Annotated in this window: 20 protein-coding genes and 1 tRNA gene; 3 read left to right on the top strand and 18 right to left on the bottom strand. The window is 67.8% G+C overall.

Annotation, left to right across the window (positions count from 1 at the left end; translation table 11 throughout):
* Positions 1-97 precede the first annotated feature (97 nt).
* Entirely contained in the window at positions 98-778 is a 681-nt protein-coding gene (rpiA, locus tag H0U68_RS16490; RefSeq protein WP_296357518.1) for a ribose-5-phosphate isomerase RpiA, read from the bottom strand.
* A 39-nt stretch (positions 779-817) separates the two neighbouring features.
* Between rpiA and H0U68_RS16485 the strand changes: the two genes are divergently transcribed.
* Positions 818-1891, top strand: a complete 1074-nt coding sequence (locus H0U68_RS16485; protein WP_296357516.1) for a quinone-dependent dihydroorotate dehydrogenase — start codon at positions 818-820, stop codon at positions 1889-1891.
* Here the strand turns inward: H0U68_RS16485 and H0U68_RS16480 are convergent.
* The 8 genes from H0U68_RS16480 to dnaQ all read right to left on the bottom strand — a co-directional run bounded on the left by H0U68_RS16480 (position 1863) and on the right by dnaQ (position 8205).
* A complete protein-coding gene (locus H0U68_RS16480) occupies positions 1863-3977 on the bottom strand; it encodes a TonB-dependent receptor (RefSeq protein WP_296357514.1) in 2115 nt (704 codons plus the stop codon). The two genes, H0U68_RS16485 and H0U68_RS16480, sit on opposite strands and share 29 nt — an antisense overlap.
* Positions 3977-5095 (bottom strand): NAD(P)/FAD-dependent oxidoreductase, encoded by a 1119-nt coding sequence (locus H0U68_RS16475; RefSeq protein ID WP_296357512.1) that lies wholly within the window; start codon positions 5093-5095, stop codon positions 3977-3979. Before H0U68_RS16475 ends, H0U68_RS16480 begins: the two co-directional genes overlap by 1 nt.
* A complete protein-coding gene (locus H0U68_RS16470) occupies positions 5095-5946 on the bottom strand; it encodes an N-formylglutamate amidohydrolase (protein ID WP_296357510.1) in 852 nt (283 codons plus the stop codon). Before H0U68_RS16470 ends, H0U68_RS16475 begins: the two co-directional genes overlap by 1 nt.
* 27 nt (positions 5947-5973) lie before the next feature.
* The gene (locus H0U68_RS16465) at positions 5974-6507 is read right to left on the bottom strand and encodes a glutathione S-transferase family protein (RefSeq protein WP_296357508.1); all 534 of its coding nucleotides are present in this window, start codon (positions 6505-6507) and stop codon (positions 5974-5976) included.
* Positions 6508-6528: 21 nt separating this feature from the next.
* A complete protein-coding gene (locus H0U68_RS16460; RefSeq protein ID WP_296357506.1) occupies positions 6529-6732 on the bottom strand; it encodes a hypothetical protein in 204 nt (67 codons plus the stop codon).
* Positions 6733-6820: 88 nt separating this feature from the next.
* Complete coding sequence (locus H0U68_RS16455; RefSeq protein ID WP_296357504.1) at positions 6821-7225, bottom strand: response regulator; 405 nt, start codon at positions 7223-7225, stop codon at positions 6821-6823.
* A 143-nt stretch (positions 7226-7368) separates the two neighbouring features.
* A tRNA-Val gene (locus H0U68_RS16450) sits at positions 7369-7443 on the bottom strand.
* Between the two features lie 45 nt (positions 7444-7488).
* A complete protein-coding gene (gene dnaQ, locus H0U68_RS16445; RefSeq protein ID WP_296357502.1) occupies positions 7489-8205 on the bottom strand; it encodes a DNA polymerase III subunit epsilon in 717 nt (238 codons plus the stop codon).
* A gap of 46 nt (positions 8206-8251) precedes the next feature.
* Between dnaQ and H0U68_RS16440 the strand changes: the two genes are divergently transcribed.
* Positions 8252-9004: an SDR family oxidoreductase gene (locus tag H0U68_RS16440; RefSeq protein ID WP_296357501.1), complete on the top strand. Its 753-nt coding sequence runs from the start codon at positions 8252-8254 to the stop codon at positions 9002-9004.
* Here the strand turns inward: H0U68_RS16440 and fdx are convergent.
* From fdx to uvrB, 8 genes are all read right to left on the bottom strand, one after another.
* Positions 9001-9339, bottom strand: coding sequence for an ISC system 2Fe-2S type ferredoxin (gene fdx / locus H0U68_RS16435; protein WP_296357500.1), 339 nt, complete (start codon positions 9337-9339; stop codon positions 9001-9003). The two genes, H0U68_RS16440 and fdx, sit on opposite strands and share 4 nt — an antisense overlap.
* 3 nt (positions 9340-9342) lie before the next feature.
* Positions 9343-11199 (bottom strand): Fe-S protein assembly chaperone HscA, encoded by a 1857-nt coding sequence (gene hscA / locus H0U68_RS16430; RefSeq protein ID WP_296357498.1) that lies wholly within the window; start codon positions 11197-11199, stop codon positions 9343-9345.
* Positions 11200-11224: 25 nt separating this feature from the next.
* Positions 11225-11749 carry a Fe-S protein assembly co-chaperone HscB gene (gene hscB, locus H0U68_RS16425; protein ID WP_296357494.1) on the bottom strand — a complete coding sequence of 175 codons (525 nt, stop codon included), beginning with the start codon at positions 11747-11749 and terminating at the stop codon, positions 11225-11227.
* Position 11750: 1 nt separating this feature from the next.
* Complete coding sequence (gene iscA, locus H0U68_RS16420; RefSeq protein ID WP_296357492.1) at positions 11751-12074, bottom strand: iron-sulfur cluster assembly protein IscA; 324 nt, start codon at positions 12072-12074, stop codon at positions 11751-11753.
* 13 nt (positions 12075-12087) lie between these two features.
* The gene (gene iscU / locus H0U68_RS16415; RefSeq protein WP_296357490.1) at positions 12088-12528 is read right to left on the bottom strand and encodes a Fe-S cluster assembly scaffold IscU; all 441 of its coding nucleotides are present in this window, start codon (positions 12526-12528) and stop codon (positions 12088-12090) included.
* Between the two features lie 12 nt (positions 12529-12540).
* A complete protein-coding gene (locus H0U68_RS16410; protein WP_296357488.1) occupies positions 12541-13761 on the bottom strand; it encodes an IscS subfamily cysteine desulfurase in 1221 nt (406 codons plus the stop codon).
* Positions 13762-13780: 19 nt separating this feature from the next.
* Entirely contained in the window at positions 13781-14317 is a 537-nt protein-coding gene (iscR, locus tag H0U68_RS16405; protein WP_296357486.1) for a Fe-S cluster assembly transcriptional regulator IscR, read from the bottom strand.
* A gap of 147 nt (positions 14318-14464) precedes the next feature.
* The gene (uvrB, locus tag H0U68_RS16400) at positions 14465-16564 is read right to left on the bottom strand and encodes an excinuclease ABC subunit UvrB (protein WP_296357484.1); all 2100 of its coding nucleotides are present in this window, start codon (positions 16562-16564) and stop codon (positions 14465-14467) included.
* A gap of 101 nt (positions 16565-16665) precedes the next feature.
* Between uvrB and H0U68_RS16395 the strand changes: the two genes are divergently transcribed.
* Positions 16666-17862 carry an amino acid aminotransferase gene (locus H0U68_RS16395; RefSeq protein ID WP_296357481.1) on the top strand — a complete coding sequence of 399 codons (1197 nt, stop codon included), beginning with the start codon at positions 16666-16668 and terminating at the stop codon, positions 17860-17862.
* A 48-nt stretch (positions 17863-17910) separates the two neighbouring features.
* On the opposite strand, the gene H0U68_RS16390 is transcribed toward H0U68_RS16395, so the two are convergent.
* Positions 17911-18540, bottom strand: a complete 630-nt coding sequence (locus tag H0U68_RS16390) for a TetR/AcrR family transcriptional regulator (protein ID WP_296357480.1) — start codon at positions 18538-18540, stop codon at positions 17911-17913.
* Positions 18541-18709 lie beyond the last annotated feature (169 nt).

Here is an 18709-nt window from a genome sequence, read left to right as displayed (position 1 = left end):
CGCCCCAGCCTGCACAGCCGCGGCCGGCCGCTCCGGCCCCCGAACTCGCGCCGGCCGGGCCGACCGCCGACAACCCGAACGGCATTCGCTTCTAGCGTCAGAACTCCAGCGTGCGGACGCCTTCGGGCGTGCCGAGCAGGCACACGGCTGCTTTCTGATGGGCGAACACGCCCACCGTCACCACGCCGGGCCATTGGTTCACGTCGCTCTCGAATCCGAGCGGATCGGCGATCGACAGGCCCGTCACGTCCAGGATGTGCTGGCCGTTGTCGGTGACCAGCGGCTGGCCGTCCTTCAGGCGCAGCGTCGCCGTGCCGCCCAGCGCCGCGAACTGGCGTGCGATGCGGCGCGTCGCCATCGGGATCACTTCCACCGGCAGCGGAAATTTGCCGAGCGCCTGCACCAGTTTCGATGCATCCGCGATGCAGACGAAGCGGCGCGACTGGGCCGCGACGATCTTCTCGCGCGTGAGCGCGGCGCCGCCGCCCTTGACCATGTGGCCGCGGCCGTCGATCTCGTCGGCGCCGTCGATGTAGACCGCGAGTGCGTCGACCTCGTTGGCGTCGAACACCGGAATGCCGAGGGCGCGCAGCCGCTCGGTGGAGGCGACCGAGCTGGACACCGCGCCGCGGATGCGGTCCTTCATGGATGCCAGCGCCTCGATGAATTTGTTGACCGTGGAGCCGGTACCGACGCCGACGATTTCGCCCGGCACGACGTACTGCAGCGCCGCCTGGCCCACCATGGCCTTGAGTGCGTCCTGTTCGATGGAGGCCATTTGCGACAATCCTTGGGTTTGTTCCGACGAAGATTATCCATGTCGCTGCTGCCCTACCCGCTGGCCCGGCCCCTGCTTTTCAGCCTGGACCCCGAAGCTGCCCACGACCTCACGCTGGGCACGCTGGCGCGCCTGCACGCCACGCCGCTGCGCTGGGCGTACTGCAACGGCTTCGTCGAGGACCCGGTGGACCTCGCCGGCCTGCGCTTTCCCAACCGCGTGGGCCTGGCCGCCGGCCTGGACAAGAACGCGCGCTGCATCGACGCGCTGGGTGCCATGGGCTTCGGCTTCGTGGAGGTCGGCACCGTCACGCCGAAAGCACAGCCCGGCAACCCCAAACCCCGCATGTTCCGCCTGCCCGAGGCCAACGCGCTGATCAACCGCCTGGGCTTCAACAACGACGGACTGGACGCGTTCCTCGCCAACGTGCGGCGCGCCGATTTCCGCACCAGCGGCCGCCTCTTGGGCCTGAACATCGGCAAGAACGCCGCCACGCCGATCGAGCGCGCCACCGACGACTACCTGGCCTGCCTGGAAGGCGTGTATCCGCACGCCGACTACGTCACCGTCAACATCTCCAGCCCCAACACGCAGAACCTGCGCGCGCTGCAGTCCGACGCCGCGCTGGACGGGCTGTTGTCGGCCATCGCCGCACGCCGCGCGCAGCTGGCCGAGCGGCACGGCCGCCGCGTGCCGCTGTTCGTGAAGATCGCGCCCGATCTCGACGAGACCCAGGTGCGCTTCATCGCCGATGCGCTGCAGCGCCATGGCATGGACGGTGTGGTCGCCACCAACACCACCATCGGCCGCGACGCGGTGCAAGGCCTGCCGCACGCACGAGAAACCGGCGGGCTGAGCGGCGCGCCGGTGCTGGCGCCCAGCAACCTGGTGATCGCGCAGCTGCGCGCCGCGCTCGGCCCGCGCTTTCCCATCATCGGCGTGGGCGGCATCCTGAGCGCTGAAGACGCGGTGTCCAAGATCCGCGCCGGCGCCGACGTGGTGCAGATCTACACCGGCCTGATCTACCGCGGCCCGGCGCTGGTGGACGAGGCCGCGCGCGCGCTGCAGCGCCTGGGGCCGGTGGTCAGAACGGCCGGCTCGCCGTCAGCTTGACGGTAAGCTGGCGCCCCGGCGCGGGCTCGAAGAAGCGGCCGTTGCCCTCGTTGACGATCACTGAGCCGGCATAGCGGCGGTTGGTGAGGTTGTCGACGCGCGCATGCGCGCGCCACTGCCAGCCAGCCGCGTCCCACACGTAGCCCGCATGCGCCGCCCAGGTGGTGAACGCCGGCGCGGCGTCGGTGTTGGTGTCGTTGACGAACACGCGGCCGGAGTGCCGCAGCTCGAGGCCGCCGCGCCAGCCGCGCGCCGGTTCCCAGCGCAGCTCGGCGGCGGTGAAGGACTTGGTAGTGCCGGGAATGCGGTTGCCGGCAGGAACGGCCAGCGTCGGCGTGATGCACGGCGTGGCGGCGCAGGTGGCGAACGCGTCGCGGTAGCGCGCATCCAGCCAGGTCTGCGCCAATTGCAGGTGCCAGGCCGGGGCGAGCGCCGCGTCGAATGCCAGTTCCAGCCCGCGCCGCCGCGTGGCGCCCGCGTTCTGGAAGGTGCTGCGCCCGCCGCTGTTGGTCTGCGTGACGATCTCGTCGCGCGTATCGGTGTCGAACACCGCCGCCGACCACTGCGTGCGCACGGCGGCCTGCGTATCGGAGCGGCCCTTCAAGCCGATTTCCATGTTGCGGCTGCGCGAGGGCCGCAGGTTCAGGTTCAGCCCCGCTGCGCCGCTCGGGCGGTAAGCCAGCTCATTGAAGGTTGGTGTCTCGAACCCGCGGCCCCAGCTGGCATACGCATGCAGCTGCGGCGACAGCGCGAACATCGCGGCAGCCACCGGCAAGGTGGCGCCGTAGCGCAGGCTGCCGCTGTCGTCGCCGTTGCTGCCGGCGACGTAGCGGTCCTGCGAGGCGAAGCGCACGCTGCTGTGGCGCACGCCGGCAGTGAGCGTCCAGCGCGGCGTGGGCTTCCACATGCCTTGCAGGTAAGGGTCGAGGTTGCTGACGGTGTTGTCCTCGTCGCGCCGCAGCGCGCCCTGCACGCCAGTGACGGGGCCGATGAAGTTCTGGAAGCCGCGGCGCTGCTCCGCCAGCCGGTCGTAGGCCAGGCCGGCGACGATCTCCAGCGGCCGCTGGGCAAGTTCGGTGCGCGCGGTCCAGCGCAGGTCCGCGCCGCCATAGCGCCGGCCCAGGTCGATCACGCCGCCCGGGTGCAGAGGATTCGCCTGCGCGCCGGTGGGAATCGCCTGGTATTGCACCGTGCTGCGGTCGCCGCCGTAGACCATCAGGCGCAAGCTGCGGCCCGCGCCCAGGTCACGCGTGTGCACCAGGCCCAGCTGCGCCTGCCGCACTGTCTTGCGCGTGTCGAACTGCAGGGCCGATGGATCCACACCGCGTGGCGCGGCTTCGAACTGCGCACGCGTCAGGCCCAGCGGATCGTCGGCGCGCAGGTCCATCAGGTTGGCGGCCAGCATCCAGTCGCTGCCCTCGGCCTGCTTCCAGTCCAGCCGCAGGTTGCCGACGCCGCGGTCGGCTGCGCTGTGGTCGCGCCAGCCGTCGGTGTGCAGCGCGCTGGCGCTCAGGTGGTAGCCGAGCGCGCCGTGCGAACCCGAGATGCGCAATCCCGGCCGCAGCAGGCCGTCGCTGCCGGCCGCGACGCTGGTGGTCAGCACCGGCGGACCTTCGCCGCGCTCGGTGAACAGCTGCAGCACGCCACCGGACGAATTGCCGTACAGCGCGGAGAAGGGCCCGCGCAGCACCTCCACGCGCTCGGCCGAGGACAAATCGAAATGCGAGAGCTGGCCCTGGCCGTCGGGCATGGTGGCGGGAATGCCGTCCAGGTACAGCCGCACGCCGCGCACGCCGAAGGTGGAGCGCGCGCCGAAGCCGCGGATGGACAGCTGCAGGTCCTGCGCCCAGTTCTGCCGGTCGCGCGCCGTCACGCCGGGCACCAGCGCCAGGCTTTCGGACAGCTGCATCTCGGGCCGGCCGCCAGCGCGCAGGCGCTCGCCGTCCACCACGTCGACCGAGGCCGGCACGTCGAACGGTGCGGCTTCGGTACGGGTGGCGCTGATGGTGACCTGCGGCAGGGTCTGCGCGAAGGCCGGTGCGACGGCGAACACCAGTGCAAGCAAGGCGACGCTGCGATGCCGCATCAATGCGGCTCCAGTTGCGCGACGACCTCTTCGGCAATGGCGAGCGCGCTGGTCAGCCCCGGCGACTCGATGCCGAACAGGTTGACCAGCCCCGGTACGCCATGCAGCGCGGGGCCGTCGATGCGGAAGTCCGGCGCGGCCTCGCCCGGCCCGTAGATCTTGGGCCGCACGCCGCTGTAGCTGGGCACCAGCGCGCCATCGGGCAGGTCGGGCCAGTAGCGCCGCACCTCGGCATAGAAGCCGTCCGCGCGGGCAGGATCGACGGCGTAGTCGATGCGCGCCGGATCGGTGGTGTCCAGCCATTCCAGGTCGGGCCCGAACTTGGCCTGGCCGCCCAGGTCCAGCGTGAGGTGCACGCCCAGCCAGGCGTCGGCCGGCGCGGGATAAATCAGGCGCGAGAACGGCGCGCGGCCGGCCAGCGCGTAGTAGCTGCCCTTGGCGAAATACTCCTGCGGAATAAAGCGCGCGTCCAGCCCTTCGAAGCGCCGCGCCAACGCGCAGGCATGCAGCGAGGCGGAGTTGACGACGATGCCGGCGGCAAGCTCGCTGCCATCCGCCATGCGCACGACGTGCGGTGCGCTCGCCTGCCCCAGCACGGCCCCTTCGACCGCGGAACCCTGCGCCACCGCGCCGCCGGCATTCTCGAGATCGCCTTGCAAAGCCAGCATGAGGCCGTGGCTGTCCACGATGCCGGTGGTCGGCGACAGCAGCGCGGCGCTGCAATGCAAACCTGGTTCCAGTGCGCTAGCCTCTGCGCCGCTCAGCCATTGCACCGGCACGCCATTGGCCACCGCGCGGTCCTGCAGGCCGCACAAGGCCGCGGTTTCAGCATCGCTGGTGGCCACCACCAGCTTGCCGCAGTTGCGGTGCGCCACGCCGTGGCTGTCGCACAGGGCGTACAGCAGCTGCTTGCCGCGCACGCAGAGGCGCGCCTTCAGCGAACCCGGCGCGTAGTACAGCCCCGCGTGGATGACCTCGCTGTTGCGCGAGCTCACGCCCTGGCCAATGGCGGTCTGCGCTTCGGCGACGATGACCTCGCGGCCGGCCCGCGCCAGCGCGCGCGCCACCGCCAGGCCCACCGCGCCCGCGCCGACGACGATGGCGTCGATGCGGTCCATCAGGCGAGCTGGCGCGGGTCGAGCGGCAACAGCATCTCCACCATCCGCATCAGGTGCAGGTGCAGCGAGCCGAAGCCTTCATGCGTCGCGAACGTGCCCTCGTCCATGTACAGCTTGCGGTTGATCTCCAGCTGGATGCTGTGCCGCTGCCGCGCCGGATCGCCATAGCGCCGCACCAATTCCACGCCCTTGTACGGATGGTTGTAGGCAACGTCGTAGCCCAAGCCGCGCAGGAAGGCCGCCAGGTGCTGCGACAAGCGCGGATCGGCCGTGCTGCCGTCGCGGTCGCCGACCACGAAATCCGCATGCACCATCCCCGGAAAATCGGTCGCATGGCTGGAAGCGACGGCCGGCATCGAGTGGCAGTTGATGTGGATGCTGTAGCCATGGCGCGCGTGCGCCGCCTCGATGGCCGCAGCCACCGCGGCATGGTAAGGGTCCCAGCATTGCGTGATGCGTGCGCGCACCTCGGCCACCGCCAGCTGCCTGTCGTAGATCGGCACGCCTTCGTCGGTGTATCGCCAGACCAGGCCCTTGCCCAGGCGGATCTTGGAGACGGCGGCGGCATCTGTGCGCACCGACTGGTCCCAGGCGCCATCGAGCAGGTCCACGTCAAGCTCGGCGGTGTCGCGGTTGGTGTCCAGGTAGCTGCGCGGGAACAGCGCCTCGATCCACGCGACGCCGTGCGCGGGCGCGAAGTCGTAGAGCTTTTCCACATGCGTGTCCTCGGCCGTGCGCAGGGCCTCGAGCGAACAGGCATGGCGGAAATCTTCCGGGTAATGCACGCCGCTGTGCGGCGAATCCAGCACCAGGGGCGTGCTGCCGGGGACCACGCGGACCAGGGAACTCATGGCCAATTGTGGCGCAGGCGCGCCTGCTCAGGCACTGGCCGGGAACCTGCGGGACCACAGCTCCGTGAGCCGGGTGTCGGCATCCACGCGGGCCACCACCTGCGCCAGCCGCGGCGCCTCGCGCGCAAAGCGCTCGCGCCGCGGGCTCCAGCGCGAGACCACGGCCACGTACAGGTCCAGCACGCTAAGCGTGTCGCCCAGGATGTAGCGGCCCGGGCTCACCTGCGCGTCCATCATCCGCCAGCATTCGGCGATGCGTTCGATGGTGCGGTGCTCGATGGTGCGCTCGGCCTCGGCGCCTTCGGCGAGCCGCGAAGGCACGTCGTGCACCCAGTACATCGCATAGATCGCCGCCGCGGTGAGGAGTTCACCGCCCGGAAGCAACAGTGCGGGAACCTGCCGCATCGGATTGACGGCGGCCATGCGTTCGCGCTGCGCATCGCTTTCCCAGGTGGGAATGTCAATCAGGTTGTAGTGCGCGCCGATCAGGTCGAGCGCGGCTTCGACGGCCACGGAGCCGGAGCCGGCCGCGCCGTAGAGGGTGTAGCGTGCGGTCGTCATCGGTGCAAGGCTACACCGGCGTCAATCGTGATCGGTGTCCGCGCCTGCTGCGGAAGGATGGTTGCCGCCCCGTTCCGGGCGCGCAACGGACGGGCCGTGCCGGCGCGAGGTGAAGCGCTCGAGTTCCTGGTTCAGCAGCGTGCGCCGGACGTCCAGCGGCAGCGTTTCGTTCGTCCAGGTGGGGTCGCCTGAATCCGATGGTTTGTGGGGGCCAAAGTCTGTCATGTTCCGATTTCAACAAACTCAGCCGCGGGGCCACGTGGGAACAGGCCGACGGCTGGCGTACGCCGTCTCGGACGACATCCGCCGGATGTCAGCCGCCGGGCGCGGACGCCGGACCGAGCCGCTGGTCGCTCCAGTGCATGCAGTAGTCGATGAAGGCGGCCGAGTCGTTCTTCTCGAATACCGCGTCGGCACCCAGCTTCAGGCAGTGCTTGCGCACGCCCGGCGTCGCATAGCTGCTGAACACGACGACCGCGGTTCCCGGCCCGCGCGTCCTGCTGCAGCGGGCAATGACGCCCAGGCCGCTGCCCTGGTCCAGAATCAGATCGACGACGGCCAAGTCCCAACCTTGCGGATGTTCTTCCAGCCACAGCAAGGCCTCGGCTTCGGTCGCCACCGTCCCCACCAGCTCGAACGGACCCAGGTGCGCGAACAGCTCCGCGATCAGGCTTTGCAGCCGCTTGTAGTCCTCCACCAGAAACACCCGCAGCTTCACGTGTCTCTCCATTGGTAGCCTGCATTCAAGCGCGTGCCACCCGGCAGTGCCGTAGGACGCGGAGGATGGGTGAGGTGGGAGGGCACGCGGCGTGCGTACACATGGAAACGGCACCCGAAGGTGCCGTTTTTCTCAATGAGTTCTGGTGGGTGATGCAGGGTTTGAACCTGCGACCCCTGCCGTGTGAAGGCAGTGCTCTACCGCTGAGCTAATCACCCGATTCATCAGCGACAACCGCCTGGTTGTCGCTGCGAAGGCGCAAATTATGCCACAGCGGAAACCGCACTCATCCGCCACAGCGTCTTGCCGCCGCTGGCCTTGTCCAGCTGCTGCAGCACCTGCTCGTGCTCGGCCGCTTCCTGGTCGTTGGCCAGCAGCACCGGCAGCGTGAACTGGCGCAGGTCGATGCGCGTCACGATGCCCGCGGCGTGATCGGTCTCGGCCATGTCGATCAGCAGCGCGTCCTGGCCGCGCGTGAGATTGATGTAGACGTCGGCCAGCAGCTCGGCGTCCAGCAGCGCGCCGTGCAGCGTGCGCCCGGAGTTGTCCACGCCCAGGCGGTCGCACAGCGCGTCCAGGCTGTTGCGCTTGCCGGGGTACATCTCCTTGGCCATGGCCAGCGTGTCGGAGACCTGGGCGACGAAGCCGCGAAAGCGCGGGCGTGCGATGCGCTCCAGTTCCTTGTCGAGGAACCCCACGTCGAAGGCGGCGTTGTGGATGATGATTTCCGCGCCCGCCAGGTACTCCAGCAGTTCGTCGGCGACGGCCGCGAACTTGGGCTTGTCGCGCAGGAATTCGTTGCTGATGCCGTGCACCTTGAGCGCGTCCTCGTGGCTGTCGCGCTCCGGGTTCAGGTAGAAGTGCTTGTTGTTGCCGGTGAGCTTGCGCGCCACCAGTTCCACGCAGCCGATTTCGATGATGCGGTCGCCGGCTTCCGCCGACAGGCCCGTGGTTTCCGTGTCGAGGACGATCTGTCGCATGGGCTGCGATTATGCTTGACCGCCTGGCCGCCAAAGGAGCTGTTGCATGTTCTATCTCACGGGGAAAATAGCGCTGGTCACCGGCGGAAACGGCGGCATCGGTCTCGGCATGGCGCGCGGGCTGGCGCAGGCCGGTGCACTGGTGGTGCTTGCGGGCCGCGATGCTGAAAAGTCGCGCGCGGCGGTCGACGCGCTGCGCGCCGAAGGCCTGCAGGCCGACGCCATCGAAGCCGACGTGACTGGCGAAGCGCAGGTGGCGCAGCTGTTCGAGGAGCACGGCAGGCGCCACGGCCGGCTGCACATCCTGGTGAACAACGCCGGCACCACGGTACGCAAGCTGCCGCAGGACATGAGCCTGGCCGAATGGAACCACGTGATGGACACCAACCTCACCAGCGCCTTCCTATGCTGCCGCGCCGCGCATGGCTGGCTGAAGCCCGAAGGCGGCAAGGTGATCAACATCGGCTCGATGATGTCGATCTTCGGTGCGCCGTATGCGCCGTCGTATGGCGCCAGCAAGGGCGGCATCGTGCAGTTCACGCGCTCCATCGCCACGGCCTGGGCGGCGGACCGCATCCAGGCCAACGCCATCCTGCCGGGGTGGATCGACACCGAGCTCACGCAGGGCGCGCGTGCGCAGGTGCCGGGCCTCCACGAACGCGTGCTGGCCCGCACGCCGGCGGCGCGCTGGGGCCAGCCGGCCGACCTGGCGGGCACGGCGGTGTTCCTGGCCAGCGCGGCCAGTGATTTCGTCACGGGAACCGCCATCCCGGTGGACGGCGGCTACTCCATCGCCTAGTGCTTTTCCTTGGCGTGGTTGATGGAGTAGCGCGGGATCTCCACCGTCAGGTTCTGCTGCGCCAGGATGGCCTGGCAGGACAGGCGTGAGTTGGGCTCCAGGCCCCAGGCACGGTCCAGCAGGTCTTCCTCGCTCTCGTCCATTTCGTCGAGCGAGCCGAAGCCCTCGCGCACCACCACGTGGCAGGTGGTGCAGGCGCAGCTCATGTCGCAGGCGTGCTCGATGGCGATGCCGTTGTCCAGCAGTGCCTCGCAGACCGAGGTGCCGGCCGGGGCCTTCACTTCGGCACCGTTCGGGCAGTACTCGGGATGCGGCAGGATCCTGATGACAGGCATAGGTTAAATCGCTTCCACGTTCTTGCCCGCCAGCGCGCGGCGGATGCCTTCGTTCATGCGTTGCGCGGCAAAGGCCTCGGTGCCCTTGGCCAGCGCGTCGATGGCGGATTCGATCGTCGCGGCATCGTCGCTATCGATCGTCAGCTTCAGCGCGACCCACAGTTCGTCAATCCGCTTGCGTTCTTCGCCGCTCAATAGCTGCGCGTCGGCGTCCAGCGCACTTCGCGTCGCCAGCAGCATGCGCTCGGCGTCCACCTTGGCTTCGGCCACGGCGCGAGACTTGATGTCCTGCTGCGCGGTTGTGAAGCTTTCCTGCAGCATGGTCGCGATCTGCTGGTCGGACAGGCCGTAGGACGGCTTGACCGTGACCTCCGCTTCCACGCCGCTGCCAAGCTCGCGCGCGCCGACGTGCAGCAGGCCGTCGGCATCGATGGTGAAGGTCACCCGGATGCGCGCCGCGCCTGCGGCCATCGGCGGGATGCCGCGCAGCTCGAAGCGCGCGAGGCTGCGGCAGTCGGCCACCAGGTCGCGCTCGCCCTGCACCACGTGGATGGCCATCGCGGTCTGGCCGTCCTTGAAGGTGGTGAAGTCCTGCGCCTTGGCGGTCGGAATGGTTTCGTTGCGCGGAACGATGCGCTCGACCAGCCCGCCCATGGTCTCGATACCCAGCGACAGCGGGATCACGTCCAGCAGCAGCAGCTCGCCTTGCGGGTTGTTGCCGGCCAGCTGGTTGGCCTGGATGGCGGCGCCCAGCGCCACCACCTCGTCGGGGTTCAGGTTGGTGAGCGGCTCGGTGCCGAAGAACTCTTTCACCACCCGCCGCACCTGCGGCATGCGGGTGGAGCCGCCGACCAGCACCACGCCGTTGATGTCGTCCTTGCCCAGCTTCGCGTCGCGCAGGGCCTTGCGCACCGCCGACAGCGTGCGCGCCGTGAGTTCGGCGGTGATGGATTCGAACTCCGCGCGGCCGACCTGCACGTCGCCGACGGCGCCGGTCAACTGCACGCGCGCGGTGACGCTGTCTTCGTCGGACAGCTGTTCCTTCACCCGGCGCGCCAGCATCTTCAGCGTGGCCTTGTCCGAGGCGCTGAGCGTTTCCACGTCCACCCGCTGCAGCAGCCAGTCGGCCAGGGCGCGGTCGTAGTCGTCGCCGCCCAGGGCGGAGTCGCCGCCGGTGGACACCACCTCGAACACGCCGCGCGACAGGCGCAGGATGGAGATGTCGAAGGTGCCGCCGCCCAGGTCGTACACCGCGTAGACGCCTTCGCTGGCGTTGTCCAGGCCGTAGGCGATGGCCGCGGCCGTGGGCTCGTTGATCAGGCGCAGCACGTTGATGCCGGCCAGCTTCGCCGCGTCCTTGGTGGCCTGGCGCTGGGCGTCGTCGAAGTACGCAGGCACGGTGATCACCGCGCCGTACAGGTCGTCGTCGAAAGTGTCCTCGGCACGAAAGCGCAAGGTGGCGAGGATCTCGGCACTCACCTCCACCGGCGACTTCTCGCCGGCGCGCGTGTCCAGCGCCAGCATGCCGGGCTTGTCGACGAAGCGGTACGGCAGCTTTTCGCGGTTGGGAATGTCGGCCAGGCCGCGGCCCATGAAGCGCTTGACCGAGGCGATGGTGTTCTCCGGGTCCTCGGCCTGCGCGGCCTGCGCGTCGTGGCCGATGCGGCGGCCGCCATCGGGCAGGTAGCGCACCACCGAAGGCAGGATCGCTCGGCCCTGCGCGTCGGGCAGGCATTCGGCCACGCCGCTGCGCACGGCGGCGACCAGCGAATGCGTGGTGCCCAGGTCGATGCCCACCGCGATGCGCCGCTGGTGCGGGTCGGGTGCCTGGCCGGGTTCGGAGATCTGCAGCAGAGCCATCGTCTTGTGTGTTGTTCTTTGCGCTCTATTGTCCCAGTTGCTCGTAGCGGCGATCCACGTCGCGGGCAAAACGCTCGACGAACATCAGGGCTCTCACCTGCTGTGCCGCGGCGGGCGCGTCGCCTGCGTCGTCCAGCAGCTGCTCGATGCGCTGCAGGGTCTGCCGGCGCGTGTGCTCGATGTGCCCGCACAGCCCGTCCAGAGCCTCCTGGCCCTCGGCCTCTTCCAATTCTTCGCGCCACTTCAGCTGCTCGACCAGGAACACCGCCGGCATGGCCGTGTTGCTTTCCGCGTCGATGGCCGCGCCGCGCAGCTCGCAAAGGTAGGCCGCGCGCTTGAGCGGGTCCTTCAGGCGCTGGTAGGCTTCGTTGATGCGCACCGACCACTGCATGGCGATGCGCTGCGCGGCCCCGCCCTGCGCCGCGAAGCGGTCGGGATGGGCTTCGCGCTGCAGTTCCTTCCAGCGCGCATCGATGGCCGAGCGCTCCTGCGCGAACCGCCGCGGCAGGCCGAACAGGTCGAAGTCGTCGGATTGAAGGTCGAGTGCCACCTCAGACGCGGAAGCTCTCTCCACAGCCGCAGCGGTCGCGCTCGTTGGGGTTGTTGAACCGGAAGCCCTCGTTCAGGCCTTCGCGCGCGAAGTCCAGCTCGGTGCCGTCGATGTAGGCCAGGCTCTTGGGATCGATCAGCAGCTTGACGCCGCGGGTCTCGAACACAACGTCTTCCGGCGCGATGTCGTCCACGTACTCCAGCTTGTAGGCCAGGCCCGAGCAGCCGGTGGTCTTCACGCCCAGGCGCACGCCCACACCCTTGCCGCGCTTTCCGAGGTAGCGGGTGACGTGGCGCGCAGCGGCCTCTGTCAAAGTCACTGCCATGTCGCTGCCTCGCTCAAGTCCGTTCGCCCTGAGCTTGTCGAAGGGCTTCGACAGGCTCAGCCCGAACGGTGGTTCCGTGCTTCTTCTTGTAGTCCTCGACGGCCGCCTTGATGGCGTCCTCGGCCAGGATCGAGCAGTGGATCTTCACCGGCGGCAGCGCCAGTTCCTCGGCGATCTGGCTGTTCTTGATGCTGGCCGCCTCGTCCAGCGTCTTGCCCTTGACCCATTCGGTCACAAGCGAGCTGGAAGCGATGGCGGAGCCGCAGCCGTAGGTCTTGAAACGCGCATCCTCGATCACGCCGGTCTGCGGGTTCACCTTGATCTGCAGCTTCATCACGTCGCCGCAGGCGGGTGCGCCAACCATGCCGGTGCCGACCGTTTCGTCGCCTTTTTCAAAGGAGCCGACGTTGCGGGGGTTCTCGTAGTGTTCAACGACTTTTTGCGAATAGGCCATGTTGTTCTCCTCTCAGTGGGCGGACCACTGGATAGTGCTGATGTCCACGCCGTCCTGGTACATCTCCCACAGGGGGCTGAGCTCGCGCAGCTTGGCCACGTTCTGCTTGATCGTGGCAAGCGCGTAATCGATTTCTTCTTCGGTCGTGAAACGGCCGATGGTCATGCGCAGGCTGCTGTGCGCGAGTTCGTCGCTGCGGCCAAGCGCGCGCAGCACGTAGCTGGGCTCCAGGCTGGCCGAGGTGCAGGCCGAACCCGAGGACACCGCCAAGCCCTTGATGCCCATGATGAGCGATTCGCCTTCGACGAAGTTGAAGCTCATGTTCAGGTTGTGCGGCACGCGCTGCTCGAGGTTGCCGTTGACGAAGACCTGCTCGATGGAGCTCAGGCCGTCCAGCAGGCGCTTGTGCAGCTTGCGCGCGTGCTCGGCGTCCTTGGCCATGTCCTCCCGGGCGATGCGGAAGGCTTCGCCCATGCCGACGATCTGGTGCGTGGGCAGCGTGCCCGAACGCATGCCGCGCTCGTGGCCACCGCCGTGCATCTGCGCTTCCAGCCGCACGCGCGGCTTGCGCCGCACGTACAGCGCGCCGATGCCCTTGGGCCCATACGTCTTGTGCGAAGCCAGGCTCATCAGGTCGACCGGCAGCGTCTTCAGGTCGATGGCGACCTTGCCGGTGGATTGGGCCGCGTCGACGTGGAACACCACGCCCTTCTCGCGGCAGATGTTGCCCAGGGCCACGATGTCCTGGATCACGCCGATCTCGTTGTTCACGTGCATGACCGAAGCCAGGATGGTGTCCGGGCGGATCGCCGCCTTGAACTTCTCCAGGTCCAGCAGGCCATCTTCCTGCACGTCGAGATACGTCACCTCAAAGCCCTGGCGCTCCAGCTCGCGCATGGTATCCAGCACGGCCTTGTGCTCGGTCTTCACGGTGATCAGGTGCTTGCCGCGCGTCTTGTAGAAGTTCGCCGCGCCCTTGATCGCCAGGTTGTCGGATTCGGTGGCGCCGGAAGTCCAGACGATCTCGCGCGGATCGGCGCCGATGAGTTCTGCCACCTGGGCGCGCGCCTTCTCGATGGCTTCCTCGGCTTCCCAGCCCCAGGCGTGGCTGCGCGATGCGGCATTGCCGAAATGCTCGCGCAACCACGGGATCATGGCGTCGACGACGCGCGGATCCACCGGCGTGGTCGCGCCGTAGTCCATGTAGATGGGGAAATGAGGCGTGGTGTCCATTGCGCTGGTCTCCCGGGAATCAGGACTTGGCAAAGGAATTGCCCAGCGCGAACACGGAGTTGGGGGCATTCACGCGGATCGGCTTGACCACCGGCTGGCTGGAAATCGCGCGCTTGGGCGAAGGCTTGTCCTCGACCTGCACGCCCTTGGCCAGCTGGTCGTCCACCAGCTTCTGCAGGGTGATGGAATCCAGGAACTCCACCATGCGCTGGTTGAGCGCGGCCCACAGCTCGTGGGTCATGCAGCGGCCGCCGTCGCCCTGGCAGTTTTCCTTGCCGGCGCATTGGGTGGCATCGATGGGTTCGTCGACCGAGACGATGATGTCGGCAACGGTAATGTCGCCGGCCTTGCGCCCGAGCGTATAGCCGCCGCCGGGGCCGCGGGTGGATTCCACCAGCTCATGGCGGCGCAGCTTGCCGAACAGCTGCTCAAGATAGGACAGGGATATCTGTTGTCGCTGGCTGATAGCCGCCAGCGTGACCGGCCCATTGTTCTGGCGCAGGGCCAGATCGATCATTGCGGTGACCGCAAAGCGGCCTTTGGTCGTGAGTCGCATCGCTTGCTCCTTCACGCCCTGCAGTCAACGCAAGTCGTTGATTCTGTTGGGCTTGGGTGGGTTTCCTGACTAATTGGGTCAAGTTTAGCAGAATCCCTAGCGATGCGCTCGGGTACTCCGGGAATGACCCGGAGTTGACGGCGCCGCTCAGCGCTTGCCGGCCTGGATCGGCACCACGTTGTCGTGCACCACCGCGCCGAAGGCCTGCTGCTTGAGTGCCGCCAGCTGGTCGCGCACGCGCGCCGCCTTTTCGAATTCGAGGTTGCGGGCGTGTTCCAGCATCAGCTTTTCCAGCCGCTTGATCTCCTTGGCGATGTCCTTCTCGGACATGTCCTCGACCATCGCGCGCTGCAGTTCCTGCTTCTCCTGCTCCTTGCTGGCCTTCTCGCTATAGACGCCGTCGATCAGGTCGCGTACCTGCTTCTTGATGCTTCGCGGCGTGATGCCGTTGGCCAGGTTGTGGGCGATCTGCCGCTCGCGCCGGCGCTCGGTTTCGCCGATCGCCTTCTTCATCGACTCGGTCACCCGGTCGGCGTACAAAATCGCCTTGCCGTTGATGTTGCGCGCCGCCCGGCCGATGGTCTGGATCAGCGAGCGCTCGGCGCGCAGGAAGCCTTCCTTGTCGGCGTCCAGGATCGCCACCAGCGACACCTCGGGAATGTCCAGGCCTTCGCGCAGCAGGTTGATGCCCACCAGCACGTCGAAAGTGCCCAGCCGCAGGTCGCGCAGGATTTCCACCCGCTCCACCGTGTCGATGTCGCTGTGCAGGTAGCGCACCTTCGCCCCGTTGTCGCTCAGGTAGTCGGTGAGCTGTTCGGCCATGCGCTTGGTCAGCGTGGTGATCAGCACGCGCTCGTTCTTCTCCACCCGCAGCCGGATCTCCTGCAGCACGTCGTCGACCTGGCGCGTGGCCGGGCGCACCTCGACTTCCGGATCGATCAGGCCGGTGGGGCGCACCAGCTGCTCCACCACCTGGCCGGCATGCTGCTTCTCGTAGTCCGCCGGCGTGGCCGAAACGAAAATCACCTGGCGCATGCGCGTCTCGAACTCCTCGAACTTCAGCGGCCGGTTGTCCATGGCCGACGGCAGGCGGAAACCGTACTCCACCAGCGTGAGCTTGCGCGCGCGGTCACCCGCATACATGCCGTTCAGCTGGCCGATCATCTGGTGGCTCTCGTCCAGGAACATCAGCGCGTCCTTGGGCAGGTAGTCCGTCAGCGTGGACGGCGGCGCTCCCGGCGGCGCGCCGGAGAGGTGGCGCGTGTAGTTCTCGATGCCCTTGCAGTGGCCGAGCTCGGCCAGCATTTCCAGGTCGAAGCGGGTGCGCTGCTCCAGCCGCTGCGCCTCCACCAGCTTGCCCTCGCCCACGAAGAATTTCAGCCGCTCGGCCAGCTCCAGCTTGATCGACTCCACCGCGCCGACCACCTTCTCGCGCGGCGTGACGTAGTGGCTGGACGGGTACACCGTGAAGCGCGGCACCTTCTGGCGGATGCGGCCGGTGAGCGGGTCGAACAGCTGCAGCGACTCGATCTCGTCGTCGAACAGCTCGATGCGGATGGCCAGCTCGCTGTGCTCGGCCGGGAAGATGTCGATGGTGTCGCCGCGCACGCGGAAGGTACCGCGCGAGAAGTCCTGTTCGTTGCGGTTGTACTGCATGCGGATCAGCTGGCCGATCACGTCGCGCTGGCCGATCTTGTCGCCCACCCGCATGATGAAGCGCATCTGCGTGTAGTCCTCCGGGGCGCCGATGCCGTAGATCGCGCTTACCGTGGCCACGATCACGGTGTCGCGCCGCTCCAGCACGCTCTTGGTGGCCGACAGGCGCATCTGCTCGATGTGCTCGTTGATCGAGCTGTCCTTCTCGATGAACAGGTCGCGCTGCGGCACGTAGGCCTCGGGCTGGTAGTAGTCGTAGTAGCTGACGAAGTACTCGACGGCGTTCTTCGGGAAGAACTCGCGGAATTCGCTGTACAGCTGCGCGGCCAGCGTCTTGTTGGGCGCAAACACGATGGCCGGCCGCCCGAGCCGGGCGATCACGTTGGCCATGGTGAAGGTCTTGCCCGAGCCCGTCACGCCCAGCAGGGTCTGGTAGACCTCCCCGTCCTGCACGCCTTCCACCAGCTTCTCGATGGCGCGTGGCTGGTCGCCCGCCGGCGGATAGGGCAAAAACAGTTCGAAAGGCGAATCAGGAAACGTGATGAACTCGCCGTTTTCGTTGTCCTGCGGAGCTTCTGAGACTTCTGGCATGAGGCTTTCGAGGGTAAGTCCCGAGGCGGGCACTAAAATCGGGGAAACCGGACAGCGTACCGCAGCGCCGGTCTCTTTGCTACTGACGACAAGAGGTCCTTATGTCTTTGTTCACCGCCGTCGAGATGGCCCCTCGCGATCCGATCCTGGGTCTCAACGAACAGTTCAACGCCGACACCAACCCGAACAAGGTGAACCTGGGCGTCGGGGTGTACTACGACGACAACGGCAAGCTGCCCCTGCTGGAATGCGTGCAGCGCGCCGAGCGCCAGCTGATGGAAGCGCCCAAGGCGCGCGGCTACCTGCCGATCGACGGCATCGCCGCATACGACTCGGCCGTGAAGAACCTGGTATTTGGGGCCGACAGCGAGCCGGTCAAGAGCGCCCGTGTGGCCACCGTGCAGGGCCTGGGCGGCACCGGCGGGCTGAAGGTCGGCGCCGACTTCCTGCGCAAGCTCAACCCGTCTGCCAAGGTGCTGATCAGCGACCCGAGCTGGGAGAACCACCGCGCCCTGTTCATCCAGGCCGGCTTCACGGTCGAGGCCTACCCGTACTACAACGCTGCCAAGCGCGACATCGACTTCGACGGCATGCTCACCGCGCTGGGCACGGCACCAGCCGGCACGGTGGTCGTGCTGCACGCCTGCTGCCACAACCCCACCGGCTACGACCTCACGCCCGCGCAGTGGGACCAGGTGGTGTCCACCGTGAAGCAGCGCGAGCTGGTGCCCTTCCTCGACATGGCCTACCAGGGCTTCGGCCAGGGCATCGAGGAAGACGGCACGGCACTGCGCAAGTTCATCGCGTCCGGCCAGTCGTTCTTCATCTCCACCTCGTTCTCCAAGAGCTTCAGCCTGTACGGCGAGCGCGTGGGTGCCCTGTCGGTGCTGTGCGCGGGCAAGGAAGAGGCCGACCGCGTCCTGAGCCAGCTCAAGAGCGTGATCCGCGCCAACTACAGCAACCCGCCCACGCATGGCGGCACGGTGGTCGCCACCGTGCTGAACACGCCCGAACTGCGCGCCCAGTGGGAGCAGGAGCTGGCCGGCATGCGCACCCGCATCAAGCAGATGCGCACGCTGCTGGTGGACAAGCTCAAGGCCGCCGGCGTGAAGGAAGACATGAGCTTCATCACGCGCCAGATCGGCATGTTCAGCTATTCGGGCCTGACCAAGGACCAGATGGTGCGCCTGCGCAACGAGTTCGGCGTGTACGGCACCGACACCGGCCGCATGTGCGTCGCCGCGCTCAACAGCAAGAACATCGACTACGTCTGCGCGTCGATCGCCAAGGTGATCTGACCTTCGGATTGCCGTCGCAAACAAAAAGCCGCCCTCGGGCGGCTTTCTTCATGGCCGCGCGCCGCGCAGCAGCATGCCGAACAAGGCCGCGGCCGTCGGCTCCAGGCCACCCGGCAGGTTGCCTTCCAGCATGCCGTCGGCGTGCAGCGAGGCCAGCCCGTGGGAGAGGCTCCAACCCGCCAGCACGATCTGCGCGACGTCGGCCTCCGGGCCGATGAACCCGCCCGCCTTGCAGGCACTCACCGCACTCACCAGCACGCCGAAGGCCTGCTGCCCCGCTTCCTTCAGCTCGGGATACGCGGCCTTGTCGCACTCGGCGCCGAACATCATGCGGTAGGTCTGCGGGTGGCCGGCCGCGAAGCGCACGTAGGCCATGCCTACCGCCAGCACGCCTTCCATCGGCCCGGGCGCGGCCTGCCGCGCGGCGTCCGTCGCGGCCGCCAGTTCGCGAAAGCCCTCGGCCAGCACCGCCGCCAGCAACGCCTCGCGATCCGCGAAATGCCGGTACGGTGCCGCCACGCTCACGCCGGCCACCCGCGCCGCCTCGCGCAGCGACAGGCGCGCGCCGCCGCCCAGCTCGATCAGCTGCTGCGCCGCCTGTACCAGCGCGAGCGCCAGGTCGCCGTGGTGGTAGGCCGTCTTGGCCGGAGTGTCGCGGGAAGTTTGGTGCGAAGACATGTTAACGTCGATAACATCAAGGCTAGAATGACTTCATCCTAACTCCGGAGCCGCCATGACCTCCCCTGCCTTCACCGCGGACGATCCGCATTTCGGCCGCGCGGTGGCGGTGCTGCTAAGCGCGGGCGCGCTCGGCGTGCTGGCCACCAGCGCCTGCTACGTGCTGGCC

It is taken from the genome of Ramlibacter sp., from assembly GCF_013697775.1.
Lineage (GTDB): Bacteria > Pseudomonadota > Gammaproteobacteria > Burkholderiales > Burkholderiaceae_C > Ramlibacter.
The sequence above is the reverse complement of the archived record's forward strand: the minus strand, read 5'-3'. Positions and strand labels throughout refer to the sequence as shown.